At 65.0% G+C, this 26,664-nt stretch carries 29 protein-coding genes; 10 read left to right on the top strand and 19 right to left on the bottom strand.

What is annotated here, in order from left to right; all coding sequences use genetic code 11:
- The first annotated feature begins 76 nt into the window (after window positions 1–76).
- Entirely contained in the window at window positions 77–1,087 is a 1,011-nt protein-coding gene (locus AWB83_RS03785) for a zinc-binding alcohol dehydrogenase family protein (RefSeq protein ID WP_087042923.1), read from the top strand.
- A gap of 9 nt (window positions 1,088–1,096) precedes the next feature.
- Here the strand turns inward: AWB83_RS03785 and AWB83_RS03790 are convergent, their stop codons facing one another.
- A complete protein-coding gene (locus tag AWB83_RS03790) occupies window positions 1,097–1,498 on the bottom strand; it encodes a GFA family protein (RefSeq protein WP_087042924.1) in 402 nt (133 codons plus the stop codon).
- Window positions 1,499–1,820: 322 nt separating this feature from the next.
- Between AWB83_RS03790 and AWB83_RS03795 the strand changes: the two genes are divergently transcribed.
- Window positions 1,821–3,644 (top strand): outer membrane protein assembly factor BamB family protein, encoded by a 1,824-nt coding sequence (locus AWB83_RS03795; protein WP_244197580.1) that lies wholly within the window; start codon window positions 1,821–1,823, stop codon window positions 3,642–3,644.
- 45 nt (window positions 3,645–3,689) lie between these two features.
- Here the strand turns inward: AWB83_RS03795 and AWB83_RS03800 are convergent, their stop codons facing one another.
- Entirely contained in the window at window positions 3,690–4,232 is a 543-nt protein-coding gene (locus AWB83_RS03800) for a hypothetical protein (protein WP_087042926.1), read from the bottom strand.
- Window positions 4,233–4,449: 217 nt separating this feature from the next.
- Window positions 4,450–5,091, bottom strand: a complete 642-nt coding sequence (locus AWB83_RS03805) for an OmpW/AlkL family protein (RefSeq protein WP_244197560.1) — start codon at window positions 5,089–5,091, stop codon at window positions 4,450–4,452.
- A gap of 192 nt (window positions 5,092–5,283) precedes the next feature.
- Here AWB83_RS03805 and AWB83_RS03810 point away from each other — a divergent pair, with 192 nt between their 5' ends.
- Complete coding sequence (locus tag AWB83_RS03810) at window positions 5,284–5,577, top strand: hypothetical protein (RefSeq protein ID WP_087042927.1); 294 nt, start codon at window positions 5,284–5,286, stop codon at window positions 5,575–5,577.
- A 33-nt stretch (window positions 5,578–5,610) separates the two neighbouring features.
- Here AWB83_RS03810 and AWB83_RS03815 read toward each other — a convergent pair whose 3' ends face one another.
- Both AWB83_RS03815 and AWB83_RS03820 read right to left on the bottom strand, forming a co-directional pair.
- Window positions 5,611–6,120 carry a hypothetical protein gene (locus AWB83_RS03815; protein ID WP_087042928.1) on the bottom strand — a complete coding sequence of 170 codons (510 nt, stop codon included), beginning with the start codon at window positions 6,118–6,120 and terminating at the stop codon, window positions 5,611–5,613.
- Between the two features lie 149 nt (window positions 6,121–6,269).
- A complete protein-coding gene (locus tag AWB83_RS03820; protein ID WP_087042929.1) occupies window positions 6,270–7,238 on the bottom strand; it encodes a GlxA family transcriptional regulator in 969 nt (322 codons plus the stop codon).
- 243 nt (window positions 7,239–7,481) lie between these two features.
- On the opposite strand from AWB83_RS03820, the gene AWB83_RS03825 reads away from it, so the two are divergent.
- A complete protein-coding gene (locus tag AWB83_RS03825) occupies window positions 7,482–8,171 on the top strand; it encodes an HD domain-containing protein (protein WP_087042930.1) in 690 nt (229 codons plus the stop codon).
- A 1-nt stretch (window position 8,172) separates the two neighbouring features.
- On the opposite strand, the gene AWB83_RS03830 is transcribed toward AWB83_RS03825, so the two are convergent.
- The 9 genes from AWB83_RS03830 to norR all read right to left on the bottom strand — a co-directional run bounded on the left by AWB83_RS03830 (window position 8,173) and on the right by norR (window position 17,882).
- The gene (locus AWB83_RS03830) at window positions 8,173–8,865 is read right to left on the bottom strand and encodes an extensin-like domain-containing protein (protein WP_087042931.1); all 693 of its coding nucleotides are present in this window, start codon (window positions 8,863–8,865) and stop codon (window positions 8,173–8,175) included.
- Between the two features lie 9 nt (window positions 8,866–8,874).
- Complete coding sequence (locus tag AWB83_RS03835) at window positions 8,875–9,930, bottom strand: NAD(P)/FAD-dependent oxidoreductase (RefSeq protein WP_087042932.1); 1,056 nt, start codon at window positions 9,928–9,930, stop codon at window positions 8,875–8,877.
- A 776-nt stretch (window positions 9,931–10,706) separates the two neighbouring features.
- The gene (locus AWB83_RS03850; RefSeq protein WP_087042935.1) at window positions 10,707–11,513 is read right to left on the bottom strand and encodes a c-type cytochrome; all 807 of its coding nucleotides are present in this window, start codon (window positions 11,511–11,513) and stop codon (window positions 10,707–10,709) included.
- Window positions 11,510–13,135 carry a cbb3-type cytochrome c oxidase subunit I gene (locus AWB83_RS03855; RefSeq protein ID WP_087042936.1) on the bottom strand — a complete coding sequence of 542 codons (1,626 nt, stop codon included), beginning with the start codon at window positions 13,133–13,135 and terminating at the stop codon, window positions 11,510–11,512. Before AWB83_RS03855 ends, AWB83_RS03850 begins: the two co-directional genes overlap by 4 nt.
- A complete protein-coding gene (locus AWB83_RS03860; protein ID WP_087042937.1) occupies window positions 13,125–13,691 on the bottom strand; it encodes a cupredoxin domain-containing protein in 567 nt (188 codons plus the stop codon). The genes AWB83_RS03855 and AWB83_RS03860 overlap by 11 nt, the downstream gene beginning before the upstream one ends.
- 18 nt (window positions 13,692–13,709) lie before the next feature.
- Window positions 13,710–13,868: a hypothetical protein gene (locus tag AWB83_RS03865; RefSeq protein WP_087042938.1), complete on the bottom strand. Its 159-nt coding sequence runs from the start codon at window positions 13,866–13,868 to the stop codon at window positions 13,710–13,712.
- Between the two features lie 15 nt (window positions 13,869–13,883).
- On the bottom strand, window positions 13,884–15,146 hold the full coding sequence (locus AWB83_RS03870; RefSeq protein ID WP_087042939.1) for a c-type cytochrome: 1,263 nt from the start codon (window positions 15,144–15,146) through the stop codon (window positions 13,884–13,886).
- Window positions 15,147–15,159: 13 nt separating this feature from the next.
- Window positions 15,160–15,846 carry a c-type cytochrome gene (locus AWB83_RS03875; RefSeq protein ID WP_087043131.1) on the bottom strand — a complete coding sequence of 229 codons (687 nt, stop codon included), beginning with the start codon at window positions 15,844–15,846 and terminating at the stop codon, window positions 15,160–15,162.
- 437 nt (window positions 15,847–16,283) lie between these two features.
- Window positions 16,284–17,882, bottom strand: coding sequence for a nitric oxide reductase transcriptional regulator NorR (gene norR, locus AWB83_RS03880; RefSeq protein ID WP_087042940.1), 1,599 nt, complete (start codon window positions 17,880–17,882; stop codon window positions 16,284–16,286).
- A 126-nt stretch (window positions 17,883–18,008) separates the two neighbouring features.
- On the opposite strand from norR, the gene hmpA reads away from it, so the two are divergent.
- The 6 genes from hmpA to AWB83_RS36405 all read left to right on the top strand — a co-directional run bounded on the left by hmpA (window position 18,009) and on the right by AWB83_RS36405 (window position 21,165).
- Entirely contained in the window at window positions 18,009–19,190 is a 1,182-nt protein-coding gene (gene hmpA / locus AWB83_RS03885) for an NO-inducible flavohemoprotein (protein WP_087043132.1), read from the top strand.
- Between the two features lie 210 nt (window positions 19,191–19,400).
- Window positions 19,401–19,838 carry a carboxymuconolactone decarboxylase family protein gene (locus AWB83_RS03890; protein WP_087042941.1) on the top strand — a complete coding sequence of 146 codons (438 nt, stop codon included), beginning with the start codon at window positions 19,401–19,403 and terminating at the stop codon, window positions 19,836–19,838.
- A gap of 9 nt (window positions 19,839–19,847) precedes the next feature.
- On the top strand, window positions 19,848–20,258 hold the full coding sequence (locus AWB83_RS03895; RefSeq protein WP_087042942.1) for a cupin domain-containing protein: 411 nt from the start codon (window positions 19,848–19,850) through the stop codon (window positions 20,256–20,258).
- Window positions 20,259–20,361: 103 nt separating this feature from the next.
- Window positions 20,362–20,607, top strand: coding sequence for an NnrS family protein (locus AWB83_RS03900; protein WP_244197561.1), 246 nt, complete (start codon window positions 20,362–20,364; stop codon window positions 20,605–20,607).
- A 77-nt stretch (window positions 20,608–20,684) separates the two neighbouring features.
- Entirely contained in the window at window positions 20,685–20,828 is a 144-nt protein-coding gene (locus AWB83_RS36690; RefSeq protein WP_167389060.1) for a hypothetical protein, read from the top strand.
- Window positions 20,829–20,988: 160 nt separating this feature from the next.
- The gene (locus AWB83_RS36405) at window positions 20,989–21,165 is read left to right on the top strand and encodes a hypothetical protein (protein ID WP_159463007.1); all 177 of its coding nucleotides are present in this window, start codon (window positions 20,989–20,991) and stop codon (window positions 21,163–21,165) included.
- Here the strand turns inward: AWB83_RS36405 and AWB83_RS35950 are convergent.
- From AWB83_RS35950 to AWB83_RS03920, 5 genes are all read right to left on the bottom strand, one after another.
- The gene (locus tag AWB83_RS35950; protein ID WP_143750007.1) at window positions 21,162–21,386 is read right to left on the bottom strand and encodes a hypothetical protein; all 225 of its coding nucleotides are present in this window, start codon (window positions 21,384–21,386) and stop codon (window positions 21,162–21,164) included. The genes AWB83_RS36405 and AWB83_RS35950 overlap by 4 nt on opposite strands.
- Window positions 21,387–22,703, bottom strand: coding sequence for an oxalate/formate MFS antiporter (oxlT, locus tag AWB83_RS03905; RefSeq protein ID WP_087042943.1), 1,317 nt, complete (start codon window positions 22,701–22,703; stop codon window positions 21,387–21,389).
- A gap of 356 nt (window positions 22,704–23,059) precedes the next feature.
- A complete protein-coding gene (locus AWB83_RS03910) occupies window positions 23,060–24,460 on the bottom strand; it encodes an OprD family outer membrane porin (protein ID WP_087043133.1) in 1,401 nt (466 codons plus the stop codon).
- Between the two features lie 229 nt (window positions 24,461–24,689).
- Window positions 24,690–25,673 carry a murein tripeptide/oligopeptide ABC transporter ATP binding protein OppF gene (oppF, locus tag AWB83_RS03915; protein ID WP_087042944.1) on the bottom strand — a complete coding sequence of 328 codons (984 nt, stop codon included), beginning with the start codon at window positions 25,671–25,673 and terminating at the stop codon, window positions 24,690–24,692.
- The gene (locus tag AWB83_RS03920; protein WP_087042945.1) at window positions 25,666–26,661 is read right to left on the bottom strand and encodes an ABC transporter ATP-binding protein; all 996 of its coding nucleotides are present in this window, start codon (window positions 26,659–26,661) and stop codon (window positions 25,666–25,668) included. Before AWB83_RS03920 ends, oppF begins: the two co-directional genes overlap by 8 nt.
- Window positions 26,662–26,664: the final 3 nt, after the last annotated feature.

Raw genomic sequence — 26,664 nt, forward strand, 5'->3', positions numbered from 1 at the left:
ATTGGCTTGACCAAATCAGCCGGCGTGGTTAGATTGTCGGGCGCGCCCCACTCCAACGACACCACGAGACACCAGCATGCTGACCGTCATCTGCGAAACCCCCGGAACCCTGAAAGCCGAACAGCGCGAGAAGCCGCAGCGCGGCGAAAACGAAGTGCTGCTGCGCGTGAAGCGCGTCGGCGTGTGCGGCACCGACCTGCACATCTTCACGGGGAATCAGCCGTACCTCTCCTATCCGCGCGTGATGGGCCACGAGCTTTCCGGCGTGATCGAGGAAGCGGACCCGGCGAGCGGCCTGAAGGCGGGCGACACCGTCTACGTGATGCCCTATCTCTCATGCGGCAAGTGCATCGCGTGCCGTCAGGGCAAGACCAACTGCTGCGTGAACATCCAGGTGCTCGGCGTGCATCGCGACGGCGCGTTCACCGAATATCTGAACCTGCCCGCGCAGTTCGTCCACAAGGCGGAAGGCGTCACGCTCGATCAAGCGGCGATGGTCGAATTCCTCGCGATCGGCGCGCACGCCGTGCGCCGCGCCGACGTGAAGCCGGGCCAGCGCGTGCTGGTCGTCGGCACGGGGCCGATCGGCATGGCGGCGATCACCTTCTCGCGGCTGCGCGGCGCGAATGTCACGGCGCTCGACACGCGCGAGGATCGCCTCGCCTTCTGCAAGCGCGAACTGAAGGCGGACGCGACCGTGCAGATCGGCGAGCGCGACAAGGACGAGCTGTCGGCGCTGACCAACGGCGAATTCTTCGATGTCGTCTTCGACGCCACCGGCAACTCGCGCGCGATGGAGCGCGGCTTCGAATTCATCGCGCACGGCGGAAAGTACGTGCTGGTGTCGATCGTGCCGGACCGCATCTCCTTCGCCGATCCCGAGTTCCACAAGCGCGAAGCGACGCTGCTCGCGAGCCGCAACGCGACGCCCGAGGACTTCGAAACGGTGCTCGCCGCGATGCGCCGTGGCGAAGTGCCGACCGATGCGCTGAACACGCACCGCCTCACGCTGAGCGACGTGCCGGAGCGCTTCTCCTCGCTGCTCGATCCGAAGGCGGGCGTCGTGAAGGCGATCGTCGAGTGCTGAAGTGAAGCTTCAGCCGGGCGCGCCGCGTGCGAAGCGCGGCCGCCCTTGCGCGTCGTGCCACGGCTCGGCGCTTTTGCACCAGATCTCGTATTCCGGCGGATAGAGGCCGGTTTCATCGAAGATGCCGGTCGGCACTTCGATCTCGTCGACACCGTCGAACACGAGACAGACCGGCGAGCCGCACACCGGGCAATGGTGCCGCTTGCCCGTCGCCGAACTCTCCCACGCGAGCGTGTCGCCCGACACCTGAACCGCGCCGCGCTCGAAGATCGCATAGACGCCGAACGGCGCCCCGTGAATGCGGCGGCACGTCATGCAGTGGCACAGGTTCACTTCCTTCGGCTTGCCGGTGACGCGCACGCGCACCGCGCCGCATGCGCATCGTCCTTCGTGAGTCGGCTGAGGATTCATGCGTCGTCTCCCAGGGCAGTTGAAGCACGGAAGCACTGCCGCTTTCGCCTTATGAACATACAAAACGCGTTCAGCGCCCGCTCCCGCTTCGGACTTCCAAAGTTTCTTTCGACTTGCTTGCAGATTCGATAACATTGCGTTGCGGCGCTTGCAATGCTGCGCGCCGCACGGCATTTTTTCTCTGACGACGGCTTCAGCCCGTCGACTTCGCGCTGGCCCGGCGCGCGAGCAGGCATGACGAACCGGGACCGTCCGCTGAGAGGTTCGTATGCGCATGCGACAACCGGAAGACGCGTCCCATCAATACGACCACGATGCAGCCGTGTCGTGCAAGCGCCGGGCCCGATGGCTGAAACGCTCCGCACAGCTGATCGTCGCGGCGACGATCGCGGCATGCGGCGGCGGTGGCGGCTCGGGCGATTCGACGACCACCACCACAAGCGCTCCGCCGAGCGGCGGCGGAAATGGGACGAGCTCGGGGACGAATTCGGGCACGAGCAGTGGATCGGGCACGGGCTCCGGCTCGAATACCGGAAGCGGGATGGCGTCGGGCGGCGACAGCGGCGCGGGTACGAGTTCGGGCACGAACGCGGGCGCGGGCACGAACGCCAGCAACAGCGGCACGACCACGGCCCGCTCGTTTCCCACCGATGTCCTCATGCATCACAACGATCTGTCGCGCAGCGGCCAGATGCTCGCCGAGACGACGCTCACGCTCGCGAACGTCAACGCATCGAGCTTCGGCAAGCTGCGCGTGCTGCCCACCGACGGCCGCGTTGACGCGCAGCCGCTCCACGTCACGAGCCTTTCCGTGGGCGGCGTGCTGCACGACGTCGTCTATGTCGCGACGGAGCACGGCAGCCTCTACGCCTTCGACGCCGACACGGGCGCGCAGCTCTGGCAACGCTCGCTCATGGGCGCGGGCGAAGCGCCGACGACGACCGCCTGCCAGGACCTGTCGCCGGAAATCGGCATCACGGCAACGCCCGTGATCGACCGCTCGCGCGGGCCCAGCGGCGTGCTGTACGCGGTCGCGATGAGTTCGGACGGCAGCGGCCGCGCGCATCATCGCCTGCACGCGATCGACCTCGCGAGCGGCGGCGAACTGTTCGGCGGACCGAAGGAAATCGCGGCGACTTATCCCGGCAACGGCAGCAACAGCGCGAACGGCGTGATCACCTTCGATCCGTCGCTGCACACCGAGCGCGTCGCGCTCACGCTCGTCAACGGCAACATCTACATGGGCTGGACGGCGCACTGCATGTCCGGCCCCTACACCGGCTGGGTGATGGCCTACAGCGCCGACACGCTCGCGCAGACCGGCGTGATCAACATCACGGCGAACGGCGCGCAGGGCTCGATCTGGATGTCGGGCTCGGGCATGGCGTCGGATGGAAACTACGTCTACTTCATCGACGGCAACGGCTCCTTCACGCCGACGATGAACGCGGACGGCTTCCCGATGGACGGCAATCTCGCCAACACCTTCATGAAGATGTCGCTGGCGCCGAATCTGAGGATCGTCGACTACTTCGCGACGATGAACAACGTGCAGCAGGCCGGCAACGACGAGGACTTCGGCTCGGGCGGCCCGCTGCTCCTGCCCGACCAGACGATGGCCGACGGCACCGTGAAGCGCCTCGCGGTCGGCGCGGGCAAGGACAACAGGATCTACGTCGTGGACCGCGACTCGATGGGCAAGTACAACCCGAACGCGAACGGCAACTGGCAGACGCTCGTCGGGACGCTCGCGGGCGGAATCTGGGGATCGTCGGCGTACTACAACGGCGTGGTGTACTACGGCGGCCTGAACGACAGCCTGAAGGCCCTGCCGATCGCCAATGCGATGCTCGCGACGACCGCCGCATCGCGCAGCCCGACGACCTTCCCCTATCCCGGCGCGACGCCCGCCATCTCGGCGAACGGCGCGACGAACGGCATCGTGTGGGCGGCGGAAAACGGCAACGTGGGCGCGCTGCATGCCTACGACGCCGCGAATCTCGGGCGCGAGCTCTACAACAGCAACCAGTCGGGCACGCGCGATCAGTGGGGAGCGGGCAACAAGTTCATCACGCCGATGATCGCGAACGGCAAGGTGTTCGTCGGAACGCGGACGGGCGTCGCCGTCTTCGGGCTTCTGCAGTAGCCCGAAAACGAAAGGCGCCCGGTTCACCGGGCGCTCATTCGGCATTCATCGCACGAAGTAGCCGCGGTTCTGCATGCAGTCGCTGTAGGCGCGCCAGTAGCGCACCATCGGCGGCTCGGGCGGCGGGAGCGGCGGCATCTTCATGTCGCCGCCGAGAATGGCGTCCGAGGCGCCGGAAGCCGCCGCCACGCTCGACGCGGGCATCGCCGCCGAGGCGCCATGCGGCGCGGACGCGCTCGCGACCGTCGCAGCCGATGCGCCCGACGCCGCCACCGCCGCCGAGGCGCCCGAAGCCGGCGCCGCCGCCGATGCGGCGCGCGCGCCCGAGGCGACCGGCGGCAACGGCGGCTCGACCGGACGCGGCGGCGTGAGCGTGCGCGTTTCGCGCTCCGTATTGCGCGGCGGTGCCTGCGACTCGCGCGCCATGTTCACTTTGGTCGTCTGATTGGCAAAGGCGTAGCAGGCCGCGGTGTCGACCGATTGCTGCCACGAACTCTGACTGCGGCCGGGCAAGGTGAGCGGTTGTTGCGCGCTAGCGGCGCCACAGGCCGCGAGCAAGGCGATTCCCGCGCAAGTGGAAAGTCTCATTGGCTTGCTGCTCCCCGATGCGGTGTTATTAGTCGTTGCAGATCGCTCGCCGCTCACCCCGTCGACGCGCATGCGCGCCGGCGCCCGAGCGGCGTGAGTCTGCGCCGGGCCTGCTGCCAAGGATACCGCGGCTGCGAAACCGTCCACGCCAGAAGCACCGGCATCTTCCGCCAATTTTGAGACATGGCGCGGAACTGCGCGCATCGGGACTTCGAGATCAGAACTTCATGCCGACGCCCACGCCGAGCACCCAGGGATCGATCTTCAGCGAGCCGAGATCGGCGCCGTCCGCCGAGGCGCTCGTGCGCATCCAGATCTTCTTCACGTCCGCGTTGACGAACAGGTTCTTCGCCACCTGCACGTCGATGCCCGCCTGCAGCGCCGGTCCGAAGCTGCTGCGCCTGATCGATACCGGCGTGTCGCCTGCCTTCAGCTTGTCGTTGTAGAAGTACGTGTAGTTCAGGCCCGCACCGACATAAGGGCGCACGCGGCCCGCGTGATTGAAGTGATATTGCAGCAGCAAGGTGGGCGGCAGGACGCCCACGCCGCCGAGGCCGCCGATGTTCGACGTCACCTGATGCCGCGACGTGGCGAGAATCAGCTCGACGCCGATCTGGTCGCGAATCATGTACGTGAAGTCGAGCTCGGGCACGATCGAGTTGTTCACATCGACGCCGAGCGTCCCCAATGCGCCGCCCGCCTTCACATCGGGCTCGATGCTGATCGCTCGCAGCCGCACGAGCACGTCGCCCGCATGGATGCCGCCCGCCGGATCGCCCGCCGACGCATCGCCAGCGTGCGCCGCCCCCGCACCAATGGCCGCACACGCCAGCACCACAGCCCTGAGGCCTTTTCTCATTTCCGCTCTTCCCCGTTTGAAAATGAGGATTGTCCCGAGGGGCCGCGCCAGCGCCATTGACCGGGGTCAACGCGTCCGCGGGCGTTCTTGCCGGTGCAAGCGAAACTTGCGCATCGACAAGCAAGACCGTTTTCGAGTGGGTCCACGACTTGCTGAGATCACGGGAAAGTGCAGAACAAAGGGAGGCAGCAGATGAGACCGACACTCAGCGCGCTCGCACGCACGGCGGGGATTCTGCTGGGCGGCATGCTCGCCGCCGCGGCAGGCGCGCAGCAGACGCCGCAACAGCCAAACAAGCTGGATTACGACAGCGCGCCCGCGTATCAGGAGCGCAATGTCACGCCGCCCGCCACGGCCGCGGCGAACGCAAGCGACGCCTTGAAGACGCGTCCCGGCAAGACATCGTCGGGCAAGGGGCCCGCGCCCGATCGGCGCAACGGACTCGGCTTCGATTCGGGCTCGAGCAGCATGAGCAAGAAGCAATAAGGGCGGCGGCTTGGCCGCCACCGGCGGTCCAGATTACGACTTGTCGGGCCAGGGCCACGTGGAATAGCGCGAAGGCTTTTCGGGCGCGGCCTTGCTCTTCTGCTTCTTCGCGTCCGGCGCCGCTTCGTGAGCCGGGGCGGCGCTTTGCGCCACTTTCGGCAAATCCTCGCCGAACCACGGCACTTCCTTGCGGCGCTCCTGCACGTAGGCTTCCCAGCCCTTCGCGTTGTCCGTGAAAAGATCATGCTTCACGGTGTTGGCGAGCATCTGCCGGTTCAGGGTTTCGTCGAGCAACGCCTTGGGCCACACGAAGAACGCGCCCGACGCACGGCGGATGAAATCGCGCGGCGGCATGTTCGCGTCGATCTGGCCGAGCAGCGTGAATCCGGCGAGCGCATCGTTGCCCTTCACCGCTTCGCCGACGCTCGCGTATTCGTCGGCGCACTGGCTCAGGCAAAACGCCGTCTCCAGCACATCGCCCAGATGCAGCAGCAGGGCGCGTCGTTCGTAGGGATCCTGCGTGGCGGTGTCTTGTTTCGTCATTCGCTGTTCCGATATGTCGAGGGTGGATTCTGCGGCGCGAGCACTGCCCGCGATGGCGATGTGCGCAGTGCATGCACATCATGCAAGCGCCGCGTTCATCCTGAATTCTAGCGAACCCGTCGTGAGACGTCGGCGCGCCCGTGCGCGAATCACTTCGTAAAGCGGGTGCGAAAGCTCGCCCGATAGTCGTTGGGCGAGACGCCGAGCCGCCGCGTAAAGACGAGCCGCATGCGGTCCGCGGTGCCGAAGCCGCATTCATACGCGACGGTTTTCAACGGCGTGTCGCTGCTTTCGAGCGCGTTGCGGGCCGCGTCGACGCGCGCGCGCTCGACGAACTCGTGCGGCGTCATCTGCGCGAGCTGCACGAAGGCGCGTGCGAAATTGCGCTCGCTCATGCCGGCGACGCGCGCCAGTTGCGCGACCGACAGCCGCTCGCCGATGTGCTCCATCACGTACGCCTGCACCTTCGCGACGGGCGACGTTTCGTCAGCGGGCGCGCTCAGATACGGGCTGAATTGCGATTGTCCGCCGCGCCGCTGCGCGAACACGACGAGGCGTTTCGCCACCGCGAGCGCGACCTGCGCCCCGTGATCCTCGGCGACGAGCGCGAGCGCCACGTCGATGCCCGCCGTCACGCCCGCCGACGTCACGAGATTGCCGTCGCGCATGTAGATGCGATCCAGCTCGACGCGCGCGAGCGGAAAAGACGCGGCAAGACGCGGCGCGTTCTGCCAGTGCGTGGTTACGTCGCGATTGTCGAGCAGGCCCGCGTGTCCCAGTGCGAACGCGCCTGTGCAGATCGAACCATAACGCTCGCAGCACGATGCGACATCGGTGAGCCAGGCGGTCAGGTCCGGATCGGGCGCATCGACCGGAAGACCCGGGCCGCCCGCGACGAGCGCGGTGCCGTAGCGTCGATCCGCCTCGTGAAACGTCAGATCCGCGACGAGGCGCGTGCCGTTCGATGCGCGCACGATGCGCTCCTCGGGACCGACGAGCGTGATTTCGTAGCCGCTCGACGCGGGTACGAAGCCGTTCGCTTCGGCGAAGACGTCGACGGGACCGGCCACGTCGAGCGCCTGCACGCCCTGAAAGATTGCGATTGCAACGGTACGCATCAAAGGAATATCCGCGATGAGTGCGCATGGCAGAAGACGGTGTGCGCTTGGCAGGGTTCGACGCGTCGTTCCGATTGAGATGCGTCGGCGTTTTGCCGAGACTTATAGCCATCGCAACGCACTTGTTTCTCTTCCCGGAGGCGACTGCCGACGCGCTGCGCGATTTTAGCAATGCGCAGGCGAACCCGTCTTGAACGCGGCATTTGAAAGAGGCCGCCCGACCCACACCATGGAGCGATACGCATGAACGAAATCATCGCAGGCATCAGGATTCCCGACAGCCAGATGGCGCGCGAAGCCACGCAACTCGTGCGCGACACCGAGCCCGACCTTCTTTACCACCACTCGCGCCGCGTGTTTCTGTTCGGCGCGCTGACGGGCGAGCGCAAGCAACTGAAGTACGACGCGGAGCTGCTCTACATCGGCGCGATGTTCCACGACATGGGTCTCACCAAAGCGTACAGCAGCCCGCACGACCGCTTCGAGGTCGACGGCGCGAACGCGGCGCGCGACTTCCTGCGCCAGCACGGCATCGGCGAATACGACATCGAGCAGGTGTGGGACGCGATTGCGCTGCACACGACGCCCGGCATCCCGCAGCACAAGAAGCCGGTGGTCGCGCTGGTCACGGCGGGCGTGGAGATGGACGTGCTGGGCCTCGCCTATGACGAGTTCAGCGCGGATCAACGCCGCCTCGTCGTCGCGGCGCATCCGCGTGAAGCGAACTTCAAGGAAGGCATCATCGATGCGTTCGCCCAGGGCACCATCAAAAAGCCCGAATCGACCTTCGGCAACGTCAAGGCCGATGTGCTGGCGCTGAAGGATCCGACGTACAGGCGCCTGAACTTCTGCAGCATCATCCTCGGCTCGGCGTGGAACGATCAAGCACCCGATCATTCGACGTGCCGCGATCCGGCGCATCATCACGCATGATTCAGCGGCAGATGCGGTATGGCCCCATGTCGACGTGAAAGTGCGTCCTGTGCAGGGCGTTGTAGTTGAGGCCGAGGGTCGTGTCGAAGGACTGGCACGCGCCCTCGTGAACACGGCGCAGAAAGACGGCATCGAGCGAGGATGCATCGTCCCAGCGCGCGAGCGTGATGCGCCGGCCGTCGTCGAGCACGAAGCCCGTCAGGTCGATCGCGTTCGCGCTTGCGTGCTGGCTGAGCGCCGCATCCTGCTGATGATTCACATTGCGGCATGCGTAGCTGCCCACGTGCTCGCCGTATGTTTCGAGCGCGGCGGCCTGAAGATACTGATGCTCGAAATACGCCATGCCGAGTGCGAGCGGACAGGTTGCGAGAAACGGCGCGCTGAAGCGCGTGTCTTCGGATTGCGTGATGCGCACCACGTTTTTCAGCTCGCAGCCGCCTGTTCCGGTCGAATCCGCCATCTCGCGAAAGACGAGGCCGGAGCGTGCGAGCGCCGCGTCGCAGCGTTGCGCATCGCGCATCGTGCGCCATAGCTTGAAACGCGTGAGCGGACCTCGAGGCGCGCGCACGTCGAGCGGCGCGAACGGATCGTAGCGTTCGGGCAGCACGATACGCTTCGAATGGACTGCGTAGCCGAATACGGCGGCGCCGGCGAGCGACGCCAGCAACAGCCACGCGGCGATGCGCGCGCTCACGCGCGACGCTCACGCGTTGTCGGCTGCGTGCGCGGCGCTTACGCGTTCCGCGAGCTTCGCGTCGTAGCTCGAATGCACGTGCACGCGCTTCTTGTCGGGATATGCATACGCGTAAGCCTTGCGCAACGCGAGCGAGGCTTCATGAAAGCCTGACAGGATGAGCTTCTGCTTGTTTGGATAGTTGGCGATATCGCCGACCGCGAAGATGCCTGGCCGCGACGATTCGTAATTCGACGTATCCACTTCGATGCGTCCGCCGCGCACATCGAGATTCCATGTCGCGATCGGCCCGAGCTCCGAGACGAGCCCATAGAGCGCGACGATCTTGTCCGCGGCGATCTCGGTCGCGCCTTCGACCTGCTTGATGCGCACGGCGCGCAGCTTGCCGTCGGGCGCATCGAGCGAATCGATCATGCCGACGACGAAATCCATCTCGCCCGCCTCGACTGCGCGCTTCATCGCCGCGACCGAGTTGGCGGCCGCGGAGAAGCCGCTGCGCCGATGCACGAGCGTGAGCTTCTTCGCGATGTCCTTCAATGCGAGGGCCCAGTCGAGCGCCGAATCGCCGCCGCCGGCGACGACGACTTCCTTATCGGCGAAATCCGCCACGCGCGAGACGCTGTAGTGGACGTCCTTGTCTTCGAGCGCCGCCGCCTCGGGCAATTGCAGGCGCTGCGGCACGAAGGCGCCGTTGCCGGCGGCGATCAGGATCGCGGCGGCATCGAAGGTCATGCCGCGTTCGGTGGTCACGATCCAGCGGTGATCGTCTTTGCGCTGCGTGACGGACTGGACGCGCTGATCGAGGTGAATGGGCACATCGAAGGGGCGGATCTGCTCGAGCAGGCGATCGACGAGCTCGCGCGCGGTGCATGATGGGATCGCGGGGATATCGTAGATCGGCTTGTCGGGATAGAGCTCGATGCACTGCCCGCCGATGCGGCCGAGCGTATCCACGATCTGGCACGTGAGGCCGATTACGCCCGCCTCGAATGCGGCGAATAGGCCTACGGGGCCTGCGCCTATGATCAATATGTCGGTTTTTATCGCTTCGCTTGGGGGGGGCATTGTGGCTTCCGGTTTGTGCTGAGTGGTTCGCGTGGGGTGCACGCATTCATCTGGGCACGATACACAATGCTTCTTGCTCGGGCAATTAATGTCCCTTTTTGCTTAGCGGCGATTTTTTGAGGTTCCCGCGGGCTTTTCGTGGAATCCTGATTTCTTAGTGGTCTATTAGCACTGCCCCTGTGCGGGGCGGCAGTCACTTTCTTTGCTGCTGCAAAGAAAGTAACCAAAGAAAGCAGCTTTTGGCCCAGGCAGACTCGTCGTCATCGTTCAGAGTGGCCCAGCCCCTAAGGGTCGCCCTCATAGGACTGACCCGGCTTGGCTCGCGCACGGTCTGCCAAGCTAGAAGTTTAAAGACGCTGGTTCAGCCCCAAAGCGTTCCGGCACAGCGCTACGCGCTGCCGCAGGGTCTGCAAGGGAAACCAACCTTTAGCGGATGCGGTGAGATGGAGGCGTTAGCCAAGAAGCACGGGCAGACCCGATGGCCCCATCGCCCGCGCGCAGTGCGGGGCGGAGCTTGCTGGTGCTGAACCAGTCCGTCTTGTGGTGCGATGGGGCAGACCGTGCGCGAGCCAAGCCGCGTTAGTCCTTTGAGAGCGACACTTAGGGGCTGGGCCACTCCGAACGATGATGACGAACCCGCCTCAAACACTCCGGGCCAAAGCTGCTTTCTTTGGTTACTTTCTTTGCAGCAGCAAAGAAAGTGACTGCCGCCCCGCATAGGGGCAACGCTAATAGACCACTAAGAATGCAGGATTCCACGAAAAGCCCACAAACCCTCACCGCCCAGAATCCAACTCCCTCGCATAGTACGCAGCCGCCGCATCGATCTCCTCAGGCGTCATGTTACGCGCAACATTACGCATGACCTCATTGATATCGTTCGTCCTCGCCCCGTTCGCGAATGCAACCAACTGCGCCTTGGTATAAGCCGCCGGCAAGCCATCGAGCCACGGACTCCCCGCCTTGCTGTCGATCCCACCATGACACACCGCGCAAGGCGCGATATTCCTCATCGGCGCACCATGCGCCACGATCCCCGGCGCAAGCGATTCGCTCACCTTGCGCTGCGCGGGCGGCCGCGGCAGGCTCGCGTAATACGCCGCGAGATCGCGCATGTCCTGATCGCTCAGGTTCACCGCCATCGGCGACATCACCGCATTCGTGCGCGCACCCTTCTGGAAATCGATCAGTTGCTTGTAGATCACCGACGCATACTGCCCCGCCAGGTTCGGCGAGTTCGCCTCGCTCATGCCCCGCTCGCCGTGGCACATCGTGCATCGCAAGGCCAGCGTCGCGCCACGCCCGATCGAATTCGCACTCGCATTCACGAGCAATTGCGGCGTCACCTCGACGCTCGTGAGCTTCACCTTCGGCTCGACCGTCGCCTCGCCCGCATACCAGCTGCGCGGCACGCCCGCCGCGCTGCAGATCGCGTTCCAGATGCCCGTGAACTGCGCGTCGCGATGCACCGACGGCAGCCACACGAAACCGATCAGCGCCGACACCACCGCGATGGCAATCGTCCCCAGCACGCTGGCAGTGAACCAGCGGTTGCGGAATGTGAAGAGGCGTTCGTCGCTCATCGCTGCGCTCCAATCGGCACCGCGGGCACCGCCGTGTCCGAGCGCGCGAGCAGTTGCGCAATCGGATAGCCGTAGTTGACGAGCGTGAGCCCGATCATCAGCACGAGCCACAGCGCAAAGCCGTTCAACGCCACCGGAATGCTGCGCGGCTCATGCACCGCACGGCTGAAGCGAAACTCCTCCACCGTCACCCGCGGCGCGCGATGCGCCTTGATCAGCACGATGAAGAACAGCACCGCCGACGCAAGAAGGATCAGCGCGCCCAGCACCGAGATCGCCACCGAAAGCCCCTGCGCGGCAATCTCCGGATCGCTGTAATCGTAGAAAGCCATGCGCCGCGGCATGCCCAATATGCCGACGAAGTGCCACGGGAACGTCAGCACGATCATGCCGACGAACCACAGCCACAGCTGCCAGCGCATCAGCCTCACGCTCTGCACCGCGCGGCCCGTCAGATGCGGCCACAGATCGTAGGCGATCACGAAATACATGATGACGATCGCGCCGCCGAAGATCAAATGAAAATGCCCCGTCACCCATTGCGTGTTGTGCACCGTCGAGTCGAGCTGATAGCTCATGTTGATGAGCCCGCCCGCCCCGCCGAAGCCCAGCATCACGAAGGAGAACGCGACGGCGAGCATCATCGGGTTGTCCCACGGCAGCGCCTTGATCCAGCCCAGCGGACCGCGCCCGCCGCGCAGCCGCGCCGCGATCTCCACCGACGCGCAGATCGTGAACACCGTGAGCAGCGTCGGCACGGCGACGAGCGCCGTGAACACCGAATGCATGAACTTGAAGCCCGAACCGACTTGCGGATCGGCGAACAGATGGTGGATGCCGATGGGCATCGACACCACGAGGAACAGGATGAACGAGATGCGCGCCATCGCATCGCTGTAGAGCCGGCCGCCGATCGCGCGCGGAATGATCGTGTAGTACGCGATATACGCCGGCATCAGCCAGAAGTAGACGATCGCATGCAGCGTCCACGAGAAAAATACGCGCGCGAGGCCCGCATCGATGGTGCTCTTCCAGCCGATCGCGACGGGCAAGATCATGAAGAGCACTTCGACGGCGGCGCCCACCGCCGTCCAGCCCCACAGATACGCGCCTGCCACCGTCGCGAACATCGCGAGCGGCACCGGCTTGCCGCGGTTCTCGCGCTTCCACGACGCGAGATTCACCGACATCAGCGCGACCCAGACCCACGAGCCGACCACGACGAGCACGACGCCGACGTAGTAGAACACGTTGCCGATCATCGGCGGATAGAAGGTGTAGAGCACGGAGGCGAGGCCCATCGCGACGGGTACCGTCGCCGTGACCGCGCCCACCGCGACCAGCCAGAAGCCGAGCCATGCCCAGCGCAGGCCGACGAGCGGGCGCTTCAGCGCGAGCTCGCTGACCGCATAGCCGAAGCCCATCGCGATCAGGGTGGGAAACGCGTAGCCCATCACCGTGCCGTGCTCCGTCACCGAGCGATAGTACAGCTCGGGATTCTGCAGCCATGGATGCAATGGGCTGCGCACCAGCATCTGCCACGCGCCGAGCAAGAGCGCGACGCCGAACGCGATGAACGCCAGCCAGAAATGCGCGAGTACGAGGCGCTTGCTATTGAACACAGGACACTCTCCGCGAATTGGCCGGCAGCTTGTCGGCCATCTGCATGAATTCGGCGCGATCGACCACCTTCACGTGCGCCCACATGTTCTGATGCCCGGTGCCGCAGTATTCGTGGCAGGGCATCAAATGCTCGCCGGTCTGCGCGAAGGTCGTCTTGAAGGTCGAGACATAGCCCGGCTCCAGCATCGAGTTGATGTTGGTGTTGGTGATGAGAAAGCCATGCACGACATCCGAGCTCGTCGCGCGGAACGTGACCGGCACGCCCGCCGGCACGACGAGGCACTGCGGCGTGAACGAGTACTGCTGCGCGACGATGCGCACCGTCACCGAGCCGTCCGCCTCGGGCGCGCTGCCCAGATTGCTCTCGATGAATTCGCCCGACACATGCAGCGTTTCGGGGCGAATCGTCTCGACGCGCGAGGGCGGCATCATCGCCCAGTGCACGCCGGTATAGACGACCATCGCGATCAATACGACGATGATCGCGAGAACGAGGACGGCCCAGCGCCGTTCGACCCGTTCGGCGACTTCGTGCGAGCTTGGAGTCATTGCCATATTCGACGCCTCAATGAATCACTGAATCACGCCGCGAGGCAGGAACACGGCGAAGTAGAAAAGAAACCAGAGGCCGATCACGATGGCCGTCGCGATGCCCGCGAGCGCGAGCGCGCCGCCGGGACCGCTCCTCACGATCTCGTCGAGCTTCGCGTCTTCGTTTGGATCTTCGTTCATGGTGTCGTCGAATGCTCAGTAAAGCGGCGCGGAACGCAGCTCGTTCACTTCCTTCACGGAGACCGGCGTGCCGTGATTGCCCCACGCAGTGCGGATATACGTGACCACCGCCGCGACCTCGACATCCGACAGCGACTGCGCGAACGGCGGCATGCCGTAAGGCTTCGGGTTCTTGAACGTGCCGGGCGGATAGCCGCCGTTCAGCACCATGCGGATCGGATTCACGGCCGAACTCATCACGATCGACTGGTTGTTCGCGAGCGGCGGGAAATCGGGCGGCTTGCCCTGGCCTTGCGCCGCATGGCATTCGGCGCACTGCGCGTCGTAGATCTTCTTGCCGAGCGGCGAGAGACTCGTCTTCTGTTCGACGACCGCCTGGCTCGGCGGCTCGGACTTGTCGCCGGAGCGCGCGGGCAGCGCCTTCAGGTAGACGGCCATCGCGCGCACGTCTTCCTCGGTCAGATACTGCAGGCTGTCGTAGACGACCTCGGCCATCGGCCCGTACACCGCGCCGCGATTCGAAACGCCCGCATGCAGCAGCCCGACGATCTCCTCGATGCTCCAGTCGCCCAGGCCCGCTTCCTTGTTCGACGTGAGCGACGGCGCGTACCAGTTCTGGATCGGGATCAGGCCGCCTTCGAACGCCTTCGACGTCACGTTGCCGCCGAGCGCGTTGATCGCCGTATGGCACATCGAGCAGTGCCCGAGTCCTTCGACCAGATATGCGCCGCGATTCCACTCGGCGGACTGCTTCGGATCGGGCTGATACTCGCCCTGCCTGAAGAAGAGCGAACGCCAGCCGAGCAGCAGTTGCCGCTTGTTGAACGGGAAGCGCAGCTCGTGCGGCCGGTTCGGCTGATGCACGGGCGGCGTGGACATCAGGAAAGCGTAGATGGCGTCGGAGTCGGCGCGCGTGACCTTGGTGTACGACGCGAACGGCATCGCGGGATAGAGAAGCGAGCCGTCGCGCGACTTGCCCGTGTGCATCATCGCGTAGAACTCGTCGGCGGTCCATTGCCCGATGCCCGTCTCCTTGTCGGACGAGATGTTCGGCGTGTAGAGCGTGCCGAAGGGCGTGTCCATCGGACGGCCGCCGCCGAAGGTCTTGCCAGCGGGCAGCGTATGGCACGCAATGCAATCCCCCGCGCGCGCGAGATATTCGCCGCGCTTGACGGTGGCGGCATCGTTCGCCTGCGCGGACGCTTGACCGAGGGGTGCGGCGCAAGCCGCGAGGATGACCGCAACGGCGAGCGCTCTTGAATGTCGGAAACGGAGCACGTCGGGTCCTCGGTTAGTTATGGACGCTGCCGCAGGCGAGCGGCATCTTCAGCGAGCCGGCGGCGACGGGCACCGGATCGCCCGGCGCGGGCAGCGACGCGAGGTAGGCCGCGATCGCGGTGATGTCGCGCTCGGAAAGCAGCTTCGCGACCTGCCCCATGCAATCCGGCGCGATCGTCGTGCGCGTGCCGTAGCGCCACGCGCCCAGCTGCGCGCTGATGTAGTCGGCGTGCAGGCCGAGCAGGCCGGGAATCGCGGGTTCCATGCCGGTCATCGCGGCGCCGTGGCAGCTCACGCACGCGGGCACCTTGCGCGACGCATCGCCCTTGGTGACGAGCGTCTTGCCCAGGTCGAGCGTCTTCGCATCGATCGTGACGGGGCTCGGCGGCGGAAACGGCGGACGCTCGCTCGCGAAGTACTCGGCGATCTGCTTCAGGTACGCATCCGGCAGATACGCGAGCAGGTAGTTCATCGGCGGATACTTGCGCCGGCCGTCGCGGAACGCGAGCAACTGGTTGTACAGATAGCCGGCGGGCTTGCCGGAGAGGCGCGGGAAGTAGTCGTTGCCGGTGCCCTCGCCGCGCGCGCCGTGGCATGCGGCGCATCCCAGCACGCGGGCCTGCATCGTATCGGGCGCGCGTTCCAACTGGGCGCCCCCCACGGGGGCTTCCTTCGGGGCGTCTGCCGCAAACGCCGCGATGCCGAAAAACGCGAAGAGCGCGGACAAGATGAGCGTGCTGCGCTTTGCCACGTTTCGCACGTAACCCCCGTTGTCGATTTGCCGTTGTTCGATTTGCCGGGCGCGATGCTCACGTCCGACGTGGTTCTTCAAGGCACTGCAATGGTCTTGCCGATGGCTTGCGCTTGGTTTTTCTGATCTTAGAAGAGGCCGCCCGTTTTTCCCAGTTCCGAGATTGTCTCAATGCGATCGATCGCTGCGGATGACACGCGGCATCGTTGTTTGCGATTGAACAATGAACCGCGTTTTTTTGAGATATGAAACCGCACTGCGCCGACCGGATGCGGATTGTAGATAGCGGCAAAGCACTGCCACATGACCAATTTTGAGAAATTCGAGGCGGCCAGCGCGAGACGCGCCGAGCGGCATCGCGCTCCGTCCCACGGTGTGCGACGCGTTTATTTGAGACCGAGGCGCTTGGCGAGACGGTTCAGATTGGCGCGATCCATGCCCAGTTCGCGCGCCGCCGATGCCCAGTTCTGGCCATGCCGCTTGAGCGCATCGAGGATGAGCGTGCGCTCGTAGGCGGTCACTGCGTCGCGGAAATCGGCGCCCGGCGCGGGCGATGGCAGCGCCGCCGACGCAGCGATGTCTTTCGTGTCCGCGGCGTCGCCGGAGAGCGAGAGATCGGCGGCCGTGAGCGTGAGGATGCGCGGACGCTCGCGATGGGCGGCCAGGGCCTTCAACGCACTACGTCCGATCAGATGTTCGAGCTCGCGCACGTTGCCGGGCCAGCGGTAGGCGAGCAGCGCGGCCTGCGCGTCGGCGGCGAGCCGCAGGCTCAGCAAACCGAGACGCGAGCGGTTCTCCTCCAAAAAGAAGCCGGCGAGGAGCAGCACGTCGCGCCCGCGCTCGCGCAGCGGCGGCACCACGAGCGGATACACCGACAGCCGATGATAGAGGTCCGCGCGAAAACGCCCCTCGCGCACTTCCTCGGCGAGATCGCGGTTGGTCGCGGCGATCAGCCGCACGTCGACCTTGTGCTCGCTGTCCGAACCGATGCGCTGCAACTGCCCGTTCTGCAGCACGCGCAGGAGCTTCGCCTGCACGGGCAGCGGCAGTTCGCCCACCTCGTCGAGAAAGAGCGTGCCGCCGTCGGCGAGCTCGAACTTGCCGCGCCTGTCCGACGACGCTCCCGAAAACGCCCCGCGCACGTGCCCGAAGAGTTCGCTCTCGACGAGCGTGTCCGGCAGCGCCGCGCAGTTCAGGCTGACGAGCGGCTTGTCGGCGCGCGGCGACAGCGCGTGGATCTCGCTCGCGACGAGCTCCTTGCCGACGCCCGTCTCGCCGGCGATGAGCACGGTGAGATCGCTCGACGCGACGATCGCGATTTCCTCCAGCAGGCGGTTGTGCGGCTCGCTGCTGCCGATCATCTCGCGCCGGCGCGGCCCGCTCGCCTGACGGTAGACCTCCGCGCGCTGCCGCTCGGCCTCGCTCGTCTTCGCGAGCGTATCCATGCGTTCGGCCGCGCTCACGGTCGCCGCCGCGAGGCTCAGAAAGGCCTGCAGCGAGGCCATGTCGATGCCGTCGAAGCGCGCGGGATCGAGCGCGTCGAGCGTGAGCAGCCCCCATGCGCGCCCATTGATGACGAGCGGACAGCCGAGGCAGTCGTGCACTTCCAGATGGCCGCTCACGCCCTTGACGAGACCGTCGTAGGGATCGGGCAGATCGGAGCTCGCGGCGAAGCGGGTCGGCTCCTCGCGCGCGAGAATGCGCGCGAAACGCGGATGCTCGCTCACGCGAAAGCGCCGCCCGAGGGTATCGCCGGACAATCCGTCGATGGCGAGCGGCACCAGCGTGTCGCCGTCCAGACGCAGGAGCGCGGTGGCGTCGCTCGGAAAAAGCGCGCGCAAGGTGTGCAGCAGACGCCGGTAACGCTCCGTGTCCGGCATCTCGCTCGACAGGTCCTCGATGAGCGGCACGAGCGCATCCAGCAAGACTCGCGAAGTCATTACGACTACATCTGCAGTCCTTTTGACTAGAGTCGATTCGACCATAGCATGCTTCAAACGGTTGATTTATCGACGATTCTACTCTGGCACGAAACGTGTATCACCTATGGCGATCCGATTTTCGACGCGGAAGCGCCCCGCTTCCGCCTTCATCACACGAGGAACCGAAGAATGCTGTCAGCCGAACACCGTGCCATCGTCAAGGCGACCGTGCCCCTCCTGGAAAGCGGCGGCGAGGCGCTCACCACGCACTTCTACAACAAGATGCTCACCGAATATCCCGAGGTGCGCCCGATGTTCAATCAGGCCCACCAGGTAAGCGGCGCGCAGCAGCGCGCGCTCGCCAATGGCGTGCTGATGTACGCGCGCCATATCGACGAACTGGAGAAGCTCGGCGGACTCGTCGGGCAGATCATCAACAAGCACGTCGCGCTGAACATTCAACCGGAGCATTATCCGATCGTCGGGAGCTGCCTGCTGAAGTCGATCCGCGAAGTGCTCGGCGAGGAAATCGCGACCGACGCCGTCATCGATGCGTGGGCCGCCGCGTATCAGCAACTTGCCGACCTGCTGATCGGCCTCGAGGAAGGCATTTACAGCGAGCGTGAAAAGGCGCCCGGCGGCTGGCGCGGCACACGGCGCTTCATCGTCGAGCGCAAGATCGCCGAAAGCGACGAAATCACGTCGTTCTATCTCGTGCCGAAAGACGGCGGCGCGCTGCTCGACTTCCATCCGGGCCAGTACATCGGACTGCGCCTGATCATCGACGGCGAGGAAGTGCGGCGCAATTATTCGCTGTCGGCCGCGCCGAACGGCCGCGAATATCGCATCAGCGTGAAGCGGGAGCCCAATGGCCGAGTGTCGAACTTCCTGCACGACGTGCTGCGCGCGGGCGACGCGCTCGAGCTCTACCCGCCCGCTGGCGATTTCAAGCTGGAGCACAGCGACAAGCCGCTCGTGCTGATCAGCGGCGGCGTCGGCATTACGCCGACGCTCGCGATGCTGCAGGCCGCGCTCGCGACGAAGCGCCCGGTGCACTTCATCCACTCGGCGCGGCACGGCGGCGTGCATGCGTTCCGCGAAACCATCGAGGAGCTGGCGTCGCGGCATCCGCAACTCAAACGCTTCTACTGCTACGAGCGTCCGCGCGACGGCGATCACGAAGCGCACGGCACCGGCTTCGTCGATGAAACGCTGCTCGACAAGTGGCTCCCGAAGAACCGCGATCTCGACGCCTACTTCCTCGGCCCGAAAGCGTTCATGAAGGCGGTGAAGAAGCATCTGAAGGCGCTCGGCGTACCCGAAACGCAGAGCCGCTACGAGTTCTTCGGCCCGGCATCGGCGCTCGACTGAGCTTCGCGGCACGCTGCGCTTCCCGACGCGCTGCCTGGCTCGCCGCGGGTTTTTTGCGCCCCGCATCGACGTGGGAAGGGTTCGGAACACGCTCTGCTGGTTACCTTGAATTCCAGAAAACCGGTTATTCAAAAAAGCCACTTCAATGCCTAATCTGCACTTGTCGCGCCGCTCCGGCGCACTTCCGAAACCCGAGCAAGGAGATATGCCATAGAACCCCGTCTCGACTTCTACAAGGCCAGCCCCGCCGCGATCAAGGCGCTCATCGACGTCGAAGAGCGCATCGGCAAGTCCGCGCTCGAAAAATCGCTGACCGAACTGGTGCGCCTGCGCGCATCGCAGATCAACGGCTGTGCCTTCTGCGTCGACATGCATACAACCGATGCGCGCAAAGGCGGCGAAACGGACCGGCGTCTGGCGACGGTGGTCGTGTGGCGCGAAACGCCGTTCTTCACCGACCGCGAACGCGCCGCGCTGGAGTGGACCGAGGCGCTGACGCTGGTGTCGCAGGATCACGTGCCCGACGCCGTATGGCAAGCCGTCAAGCCGCACTTCAGCGAAGAGGAAATCGTGGATCTGACGCTGCTCGTCAGCGCGATCAACAGCTGGAACCGCTTTTCGATCGCGTTCCGCAAGACGCCGGCGTAAGGAGCTGACATGAGCATCCGCAAGGTACTCGTGCTGGCGGCCTCGCTGAGCTTAGGCGCGGCGAACGCCTGGGCGCACGATACGGCAGGCGCGGAAACCGTCACGCCGGTCATGAAGCAGGCCGTTCCAGAAGCGGCCGGCAAGAACGTGCTGATGGCGACGGTCTCGTACAAGCCGGGGCAGGCGTCCGAGGCGCACATGCATCCGGGGTCGATCTTCGCGTATGTGCTGGAAGGACACGTCACGTCGCAGCTCGAGGGCTCGCCCGCGAAGACGTACGGGCCCGGCGAGTCGTGGTACGAGCCGCCCGGCGCGCACCACATCGTCTCGAAGAACGCGAGCAGGACCAGACCGGCGAAGCTTCTCGTGTTCGCGATCGCGGGCGACGGCGATCCGATCAAGCAGCCGATTCCGCACTGAGCGAGCCGACGACACGGTGAACCGTTCCGACGTCCCCGCTTCGCTCCTCAGCATTCTCGCGATCCTGCATCTCGCCTACGCGTGACTGCCGGCCGGCTTCGCGATGATCACGCGCATCGCGCGTGGGCATACGGGCCGGCCGCTCGTCGCCGACAAGCGCGATATCGCGTGTTACGCGCTCGTCATGGCGTCGGGCGCGCTGCGCGTGCTCGGGCCGCTTGCCATGCCGTCGTGGCATTCGACCTCGATCTTCGCGGCGGGAACGTGCTGGGTGCTCGCGTTTGCGTTGTATGTCGCGGCCTATGCCGCGCCGCTGTTCAGACCGCGCGAGGATGGCAAGCCCGGCTGACACAAAGACGTTTTTTGACATCGGGACGGCCACGTTCAGCGAGAATCGCGTCCGCCTCTCCCGATTCCGACGTCAACATGAAGCACCTTCGTTCCCTACGCGCCGTCGCAGTCGTCCTCGCCGCTTCGACGATGCTCTCCGGCTGCGGCCTTTTCGGCTGCGGCGGCTTTGCGACCAATGGCGGCGGCTTCGGCGGCTGCAGCGTGGGCACACGGTTCTGACGCGCCGCCCCTCCCCATGCAGGGCTCGTTCCGTCCGTCTCCCGCATGATCGCGCCGTCCCCGCGCGAGCCGGGTAGGCCCGCTCGCCGTTCGCGACGAGACTACGTTCATTGGCCAATCGTCGGCAGCATCGTCGAACCGACATCGACTGGAGACAGGCATGAACGCTCACATTAGTCTGGTCCTCTTCGCTCTCGTCTCGGCGGCATCGGCGCTGACCTTTCGGGCGTGGGTCGCCTGCATCGACGGGCGTGTACCGCGCCTCGCCTATCGCGTCGCCGTGACCCGCGCATCCAATGCGAGGCGGCACCTGCTTTCGTTTCGCGCATCGCCCTAACCGGCGATCGCGCTGAACGCACATCCTGCCGCAGCAGGATCGCTCGAACCCAGGGACAAGCGAGCGAGGAGACCACCTGCCGGCGGCAACACAAAACGCGCATCCACATGGCGGCCCAGTCGCCGCTTCACGATCGACATCGACGGATCAAGCGCGAGCTCGATAACAAGAAACGGGCGACACGCCGGGTCGGCCGCCCTGCCGACATCACGCGTCGGCATTCACTCCTTCACGATCGGCGAATACGGCATGTCCAGCGCCGCGGCGCGCGCGTGCTTCTGCGTATGCGCATTGCGCATCGGCTTGAGCACGAAGAGCGCGAGCAGCGCCGAGATCGCCGCCATGCCCGACGCGAGCATGAAGACCGCGTGCCAGCTTCCCGTCATCGTCGTGATGACGCTCGAAAACGGCACGAGAAGCGCGGCCGTGCCCTTCGCGGTATAGAGCAGGCCCGCGTTGGTCGCCGCGAACTTAGGCCCGAAGGTATCGCCGCAGGTCGCCGGGAAGAGACTGTAGATCTCGCCCCAAGCGAAGAACACGATGCCGGTCAGCACGACGAACGCCGTCGGATTCTGCCCGTACTTCGACAGCGCGACGATGCCCACCGCCTCGATCGCGAACGCGACGAACATCGTGTTCTCCCGTCCGATGCGGTCCGACACCCAGCCGAAAAACGGCCGCGTCAGCCCGTTGAGCACGCGGTCGATGGTGAGCGCGAAGGTCAGCGCGGGCAGCGTCAGGCCCAGAATGGAGACGGGCGAGTCATGCAAGCCGAAATCCTTCGCGATCGGCCCGAGCTGCGCGGTCGCCATCAGGCCGCCGGCGGCCATCATGACGAACATCAGATACATGACCCAGAAGATCGGCGACGCCAGCACCTGCTTCGGACTCGCGTTGTAGACCGCGGCCTTGACCGTGCTCTTCACCGCCGCGAGCAGTTGCGTCGGCGGCGCGTAGAGCGCCATGCCGAGCAGGAACACGACGAGCCCCTGGCCCAGCCCGAACCACAGGAACGTCGCTTCATAGCCGCTCGACTTGATCATGTGCGCGATCGGCACGACGGTCGCCGCCGACCCCATGCCGAAGCCCGCCGCCGTGATGCCCGCCGCGAGCCCGCGCCGCGCCGGGAACCACTTGAGCGCATTGCCGACGCAGGTTCCGTACACCGCGCCCGCGCCCACGCCGCCGACCGCCGCCGCGAAGTACAGGAGCGGCAGCGACGAGGCCATCGAGTTGATCGCCCAGGCGATCGCGCACAGAATGCCGCCGCCGACCACGACCGGCCGCGGTCCGTACTTGTCGACCAGATAACCTTCCACCGGCACGAGCCACGTCTCCGTCACGACGAAGATCGTGAACGCCACCTGAATGGCCGCGCGGCCCCAATGATATTTCTCGTCGATCGGATTGACGAAGAGTGTCCAGCCATACTGCATGTTGGCGATCATCGCCATGCAAATCACGCCGAAAACCAACTGCACCCACGGCGACGCCAGGCGCGACGCCTTGCCTTCGCGGTCCATCTGGTCCATTCCCATGCCTGTCTCCTTGGCAGCTGTGCCTTGTGTATTCGGGCGCCGAACGACGCCTCCCGCGACGAACTCAAACCTCGTCGCATATACACAGTATGTGATATATCAAGTAAGTCAAGCGAAAGAATCGGAGGGGTTTTCACTTAGGAAAACCTGCTTCGTAAACGCATGAAAGCTGCAGCGAGGAGCGGCCGCGCGGGCAAAAAAAAAGCCCGGCAGAGACAGGCCTGCCGGGCGATGAGCGTGGGCGAGACATGGCAATCCGCAGCACGCACCCTCTTTATAAATGAAAGTTAAACGTAATGTAAACGGGTATTTTTGTAGGGTTTACGCTGCGGTGTTTTTGCCATTTGGCGGGGTGGTCAGAACACGTTCACGGGGACGTTGACCATCAGGCGGTATACGTCGCTCGTGCCGTCCGGATAGTACGCACTGTTGCTGTGATGGTGCATGTAGTAAAACTTGATCGACGTATTCTTGAACTTGCCGTCCGGCACCGTGTAGCTCGGGATCACGCCGATTTCGTAGTGCGTGCCGTGAATCGGCTGGCCGTCCACAAGATAATTGGCCGCCTGAGCCGTATTGCTGCTGGCCATCGCGCTGCCATCGGCGTCCCAGCCGTACGCACCCCACAGCGTGAACTTGAGGCCCGGCGCACCATACTCCTTCATGTTGAGCGTGTACGACAGGCTCAGGGACTTTTCGTGCGGCTGGTTGTAGTCCACGTCGAGCGAGTTCGAGAGATAGTCGCCCGCCGACTGGCCCAGGTAGTCGAACGTCTGATCGCTCACGATCTGCTGGAACGCGACCTGCACGGTGTGTGCGCCGTGCGTGCCCGAGAGCGCCAGCGAATATGCGTTGTTGGTGATCGAGCCTTGCCGCTTGTCGCCGATCGCGCCCGTGTAGTAGTAGTTCAGCGAGCCGGTCCAGCGAATCGTCTTCGGATCGCCGATGCTCTGCGTTGCCGTCAGGTAGTACTGCTGCCACACATCGTTCGCGATGCTGCCGTAGAGCGAGACGGCCGTATCGTCGCCGTGCGTCCAGTCGCCGCCGAAGTACGTGAAGCGCGAGACGTGCGTGCCGCCGTATTCCGTCGTGAGTCCGGTGACCGTCGTCATGCCGCGCGCGAGCACGCCGTCCACCGTGCCGGCTTTCAGCGTCAGATTCTTGATTTCATCGCTTGCGAGCGAGAAGCCGCGATAGGTCGGCGGCAATGCGCGGTTGTCGTGCGGCACGAGGAACGGGTTGTCGAAGAGCTGCTGCCCGTATTTGAGCACCGTGTTCGACACGCGCGCCTTCACGTCCCACACGCCCGGATATGCCCACGCCAGCTGATTCGATCCGCCGCCGTCCGTGCCGACGTGCACGCGATTGCCCGCGCCATTGCCGCCGTTCAGCTTGAACGCGCCGAACAGGGACACGTCTCCGCCCAGTCCGATCAGCCCCTTCGTATAGCCGGATTCGAACACGGCCTGCGCGCCGAGCACCCACGCGTCCTTTTTACCCGCGCCCTTGAAGTCGTCGTGCTCGGTGAAGGAACGCACCAGCAGATTCAGATGCGAATCCTCGATGAAGCCCTTCGATTTCGCCTGATTGCTCACGGGCGCATCGGCTTCGGTGTTGGGCGGCGAATCGGGCGGCGCTTCCGTGTGACGCGAAGGTGCGTCGGACGGGGTTTCATCGGCATGCGCGCCGGCCGTCACAGCCATGACACCGCTGAACAACAAAATCGATAGCGCGAGTGAACGTTTTTGTTTTTTCACGAAAAAAATCTCCACTTATATTGATTCGACTGCTAACGGCTTGTTCAAAACTAAGGATTGCAAAACGCCTCGCCCGGAGACCGGAAAGGTCTGGGCGGACAGGCGGATGGACGAACGGGAGAAAGATCGGCGGCGCGGATGCGCGGGCCGCCTGGATTTATCGAGTGTTTATCGCGGGGGGATCGTTTCCTTGCATGTCATGGGGTTTCTAATCGGCGCGGAATTGTTCTCATGCAAACAGGCACGCCGCCGACGAATCGGGCCCGAGCGTGCGCAATGCGGGCACCTCCCGCGAGCAGCGCGCCTGCGCCATCGGACAGCGCGTATGAAACACGCAACCCGGCGGCGGATCGATCGGGCTGGGAATGTCGCCCGAAAGAATATGCACGACCTTGCCCCGCTCGACGGACGGATCGGGCACCGGCACCGCCGAAAGCAGCGCGCGCGTGTACGGATGGCGCGGCGTGTCGTAGAGCGCGTGCTTGTCCGCGAGCTCCATCACGCGGCCGAGGTACATCACCATCACGCGGTCGGAGATGTGGCGCACCACGGCCAGATCGTGCGCGATGAAGATGAGCGCGAGCTTCATCTCCTTCTGCAGGGACTTGAGCAGATTGACGATCTGCGCCTGAATGGAGACGTCGAGCGCGGACACCGGCTCGTCGCAGATGACGAGCTTCGGTTCGACGATCAATGCCCGCGCAATGCCGATGCGCTGGCACTGTCCGCCCGAGAACTCGTGCGGATAGCGGTTGATCATCTGCTCGCGCAGGCCGACGCGGGCCATCATCGCGCGCACGCGGGCGTCGATCTCGCGCCGGCTCATTTCGGGCCGATGCTCGACGAGCGGCTCCGCGATGATCTGCCCGATCGTCATGCGCGGATCGAGCGACGCGAGCGGGTCCTGAAAAATCATCTGCACGTCGCCGCGCACACGATGCCATTCGCGTTTCGACGCGCTCGCGAGCGGCGCGCCCATCCACACGATGTCGCCGCCAGTCGCGGGAATGAGGTTGAGGATCGCGCGCGACAGCGTGGACTTGCCGCAGCCCGACTCGCCGACGACGCCGAGCGTCTCGCCCGCCTTCAGGTCGAAGCTCACGCCGTCGACCGCCTTCAGCGTGCGGCGCGGCGCCCACGGCAGGCGCTTCTTCGACTTCACCTGGAAATGCACGCGCATGTCGCGCACGGAAAGAATCGTCGCATCAGACATGGCTCGTTTCCTGATAGCGGGTTTTCATCGCCTCGACAGGACGATGGCATGCGCGCAGCCAGTGCGTGCCAACGGCCTCGAGCGCGGGCGCACTGCGAGCGCATTCGTCGCTCGCATCGGCGCAGCGTTCGTGGAACGGACAACCCGCCGGCGGATGCGCCATGTTCGGCGGATTGCCGGGAATGCCGGTGAGCTCTGCGCCGTCCTGATCGAGACGCGGCAGCGCGCGCAACAGGCCGATCGTGTATGGATGCGAAGGCCTCGCAAAGAGCGTATCCGCACCGCACTGCTCCATCACGCGGCCGCCGTACATCACCATCACCTTCTCGCACAGTCCGGCGACGACGCCGAGATCGTGCGTGATCAGGACGATCGACGTGCCGAAGTCATGCTGGAGATTGCGCAACAATTGCAGGATCTGCGCCTGCACGGTGACGTCGAGCGCGGTGGTCGGCTCGTCGGCGAAGAGCACTTCGGGCTCGCAGAGCAAGGCCATCGCGATCATCACGCGCTGGCGCATGCCGCCCGACAGCTCGTGCGGATACTGCCCGATCCGATGCGCCGCCTCCGGAATGCGCACGGCTTCCAGCATGGAGATCGCGCGCTTCTTCGCCTCGCGCCGCGTGACGTTCTTGTGCAGCTCCAGCACTTCGGTCATCTGCCGCTCGATCGTGAGATACGGATTGAGCGAGCTCATCGGGTCCTGGAAGATCATCGAGAGGCGGTTGCCGCGGATGCGGTTCATCGCGCGATCCGGCATGCCGATGAGATTCTCGCCGCGATACATCGCCCGCCCGCTCGCGCGCCCGTTCGCTGCGAGCAGCCCGAGCATGGCGAGCACGCTCTGGCTCTTGCCCGAACCCGATTCGCCGACGATGCCGAGCGTCTCGCCCGGCTCCAGCGTGAAATTGACGCCGTTGACGGCGCGCACGGTGGCGTCGTGCGTCTTGAATTCGACCTGCAAATCGTTGACTTCGAGTAGCGGCATGGC

Source organism: Caballeronia ptereochthonis (assembly GCF_001545075.1).
Classification (GTDB): domain Bacteria; phylum Pseudomonadota; class Gammaproteobacteria; order Burkholderiales; family Burkholderiaceae; genus Caballeronia; species Caballeronia ptereochthonis.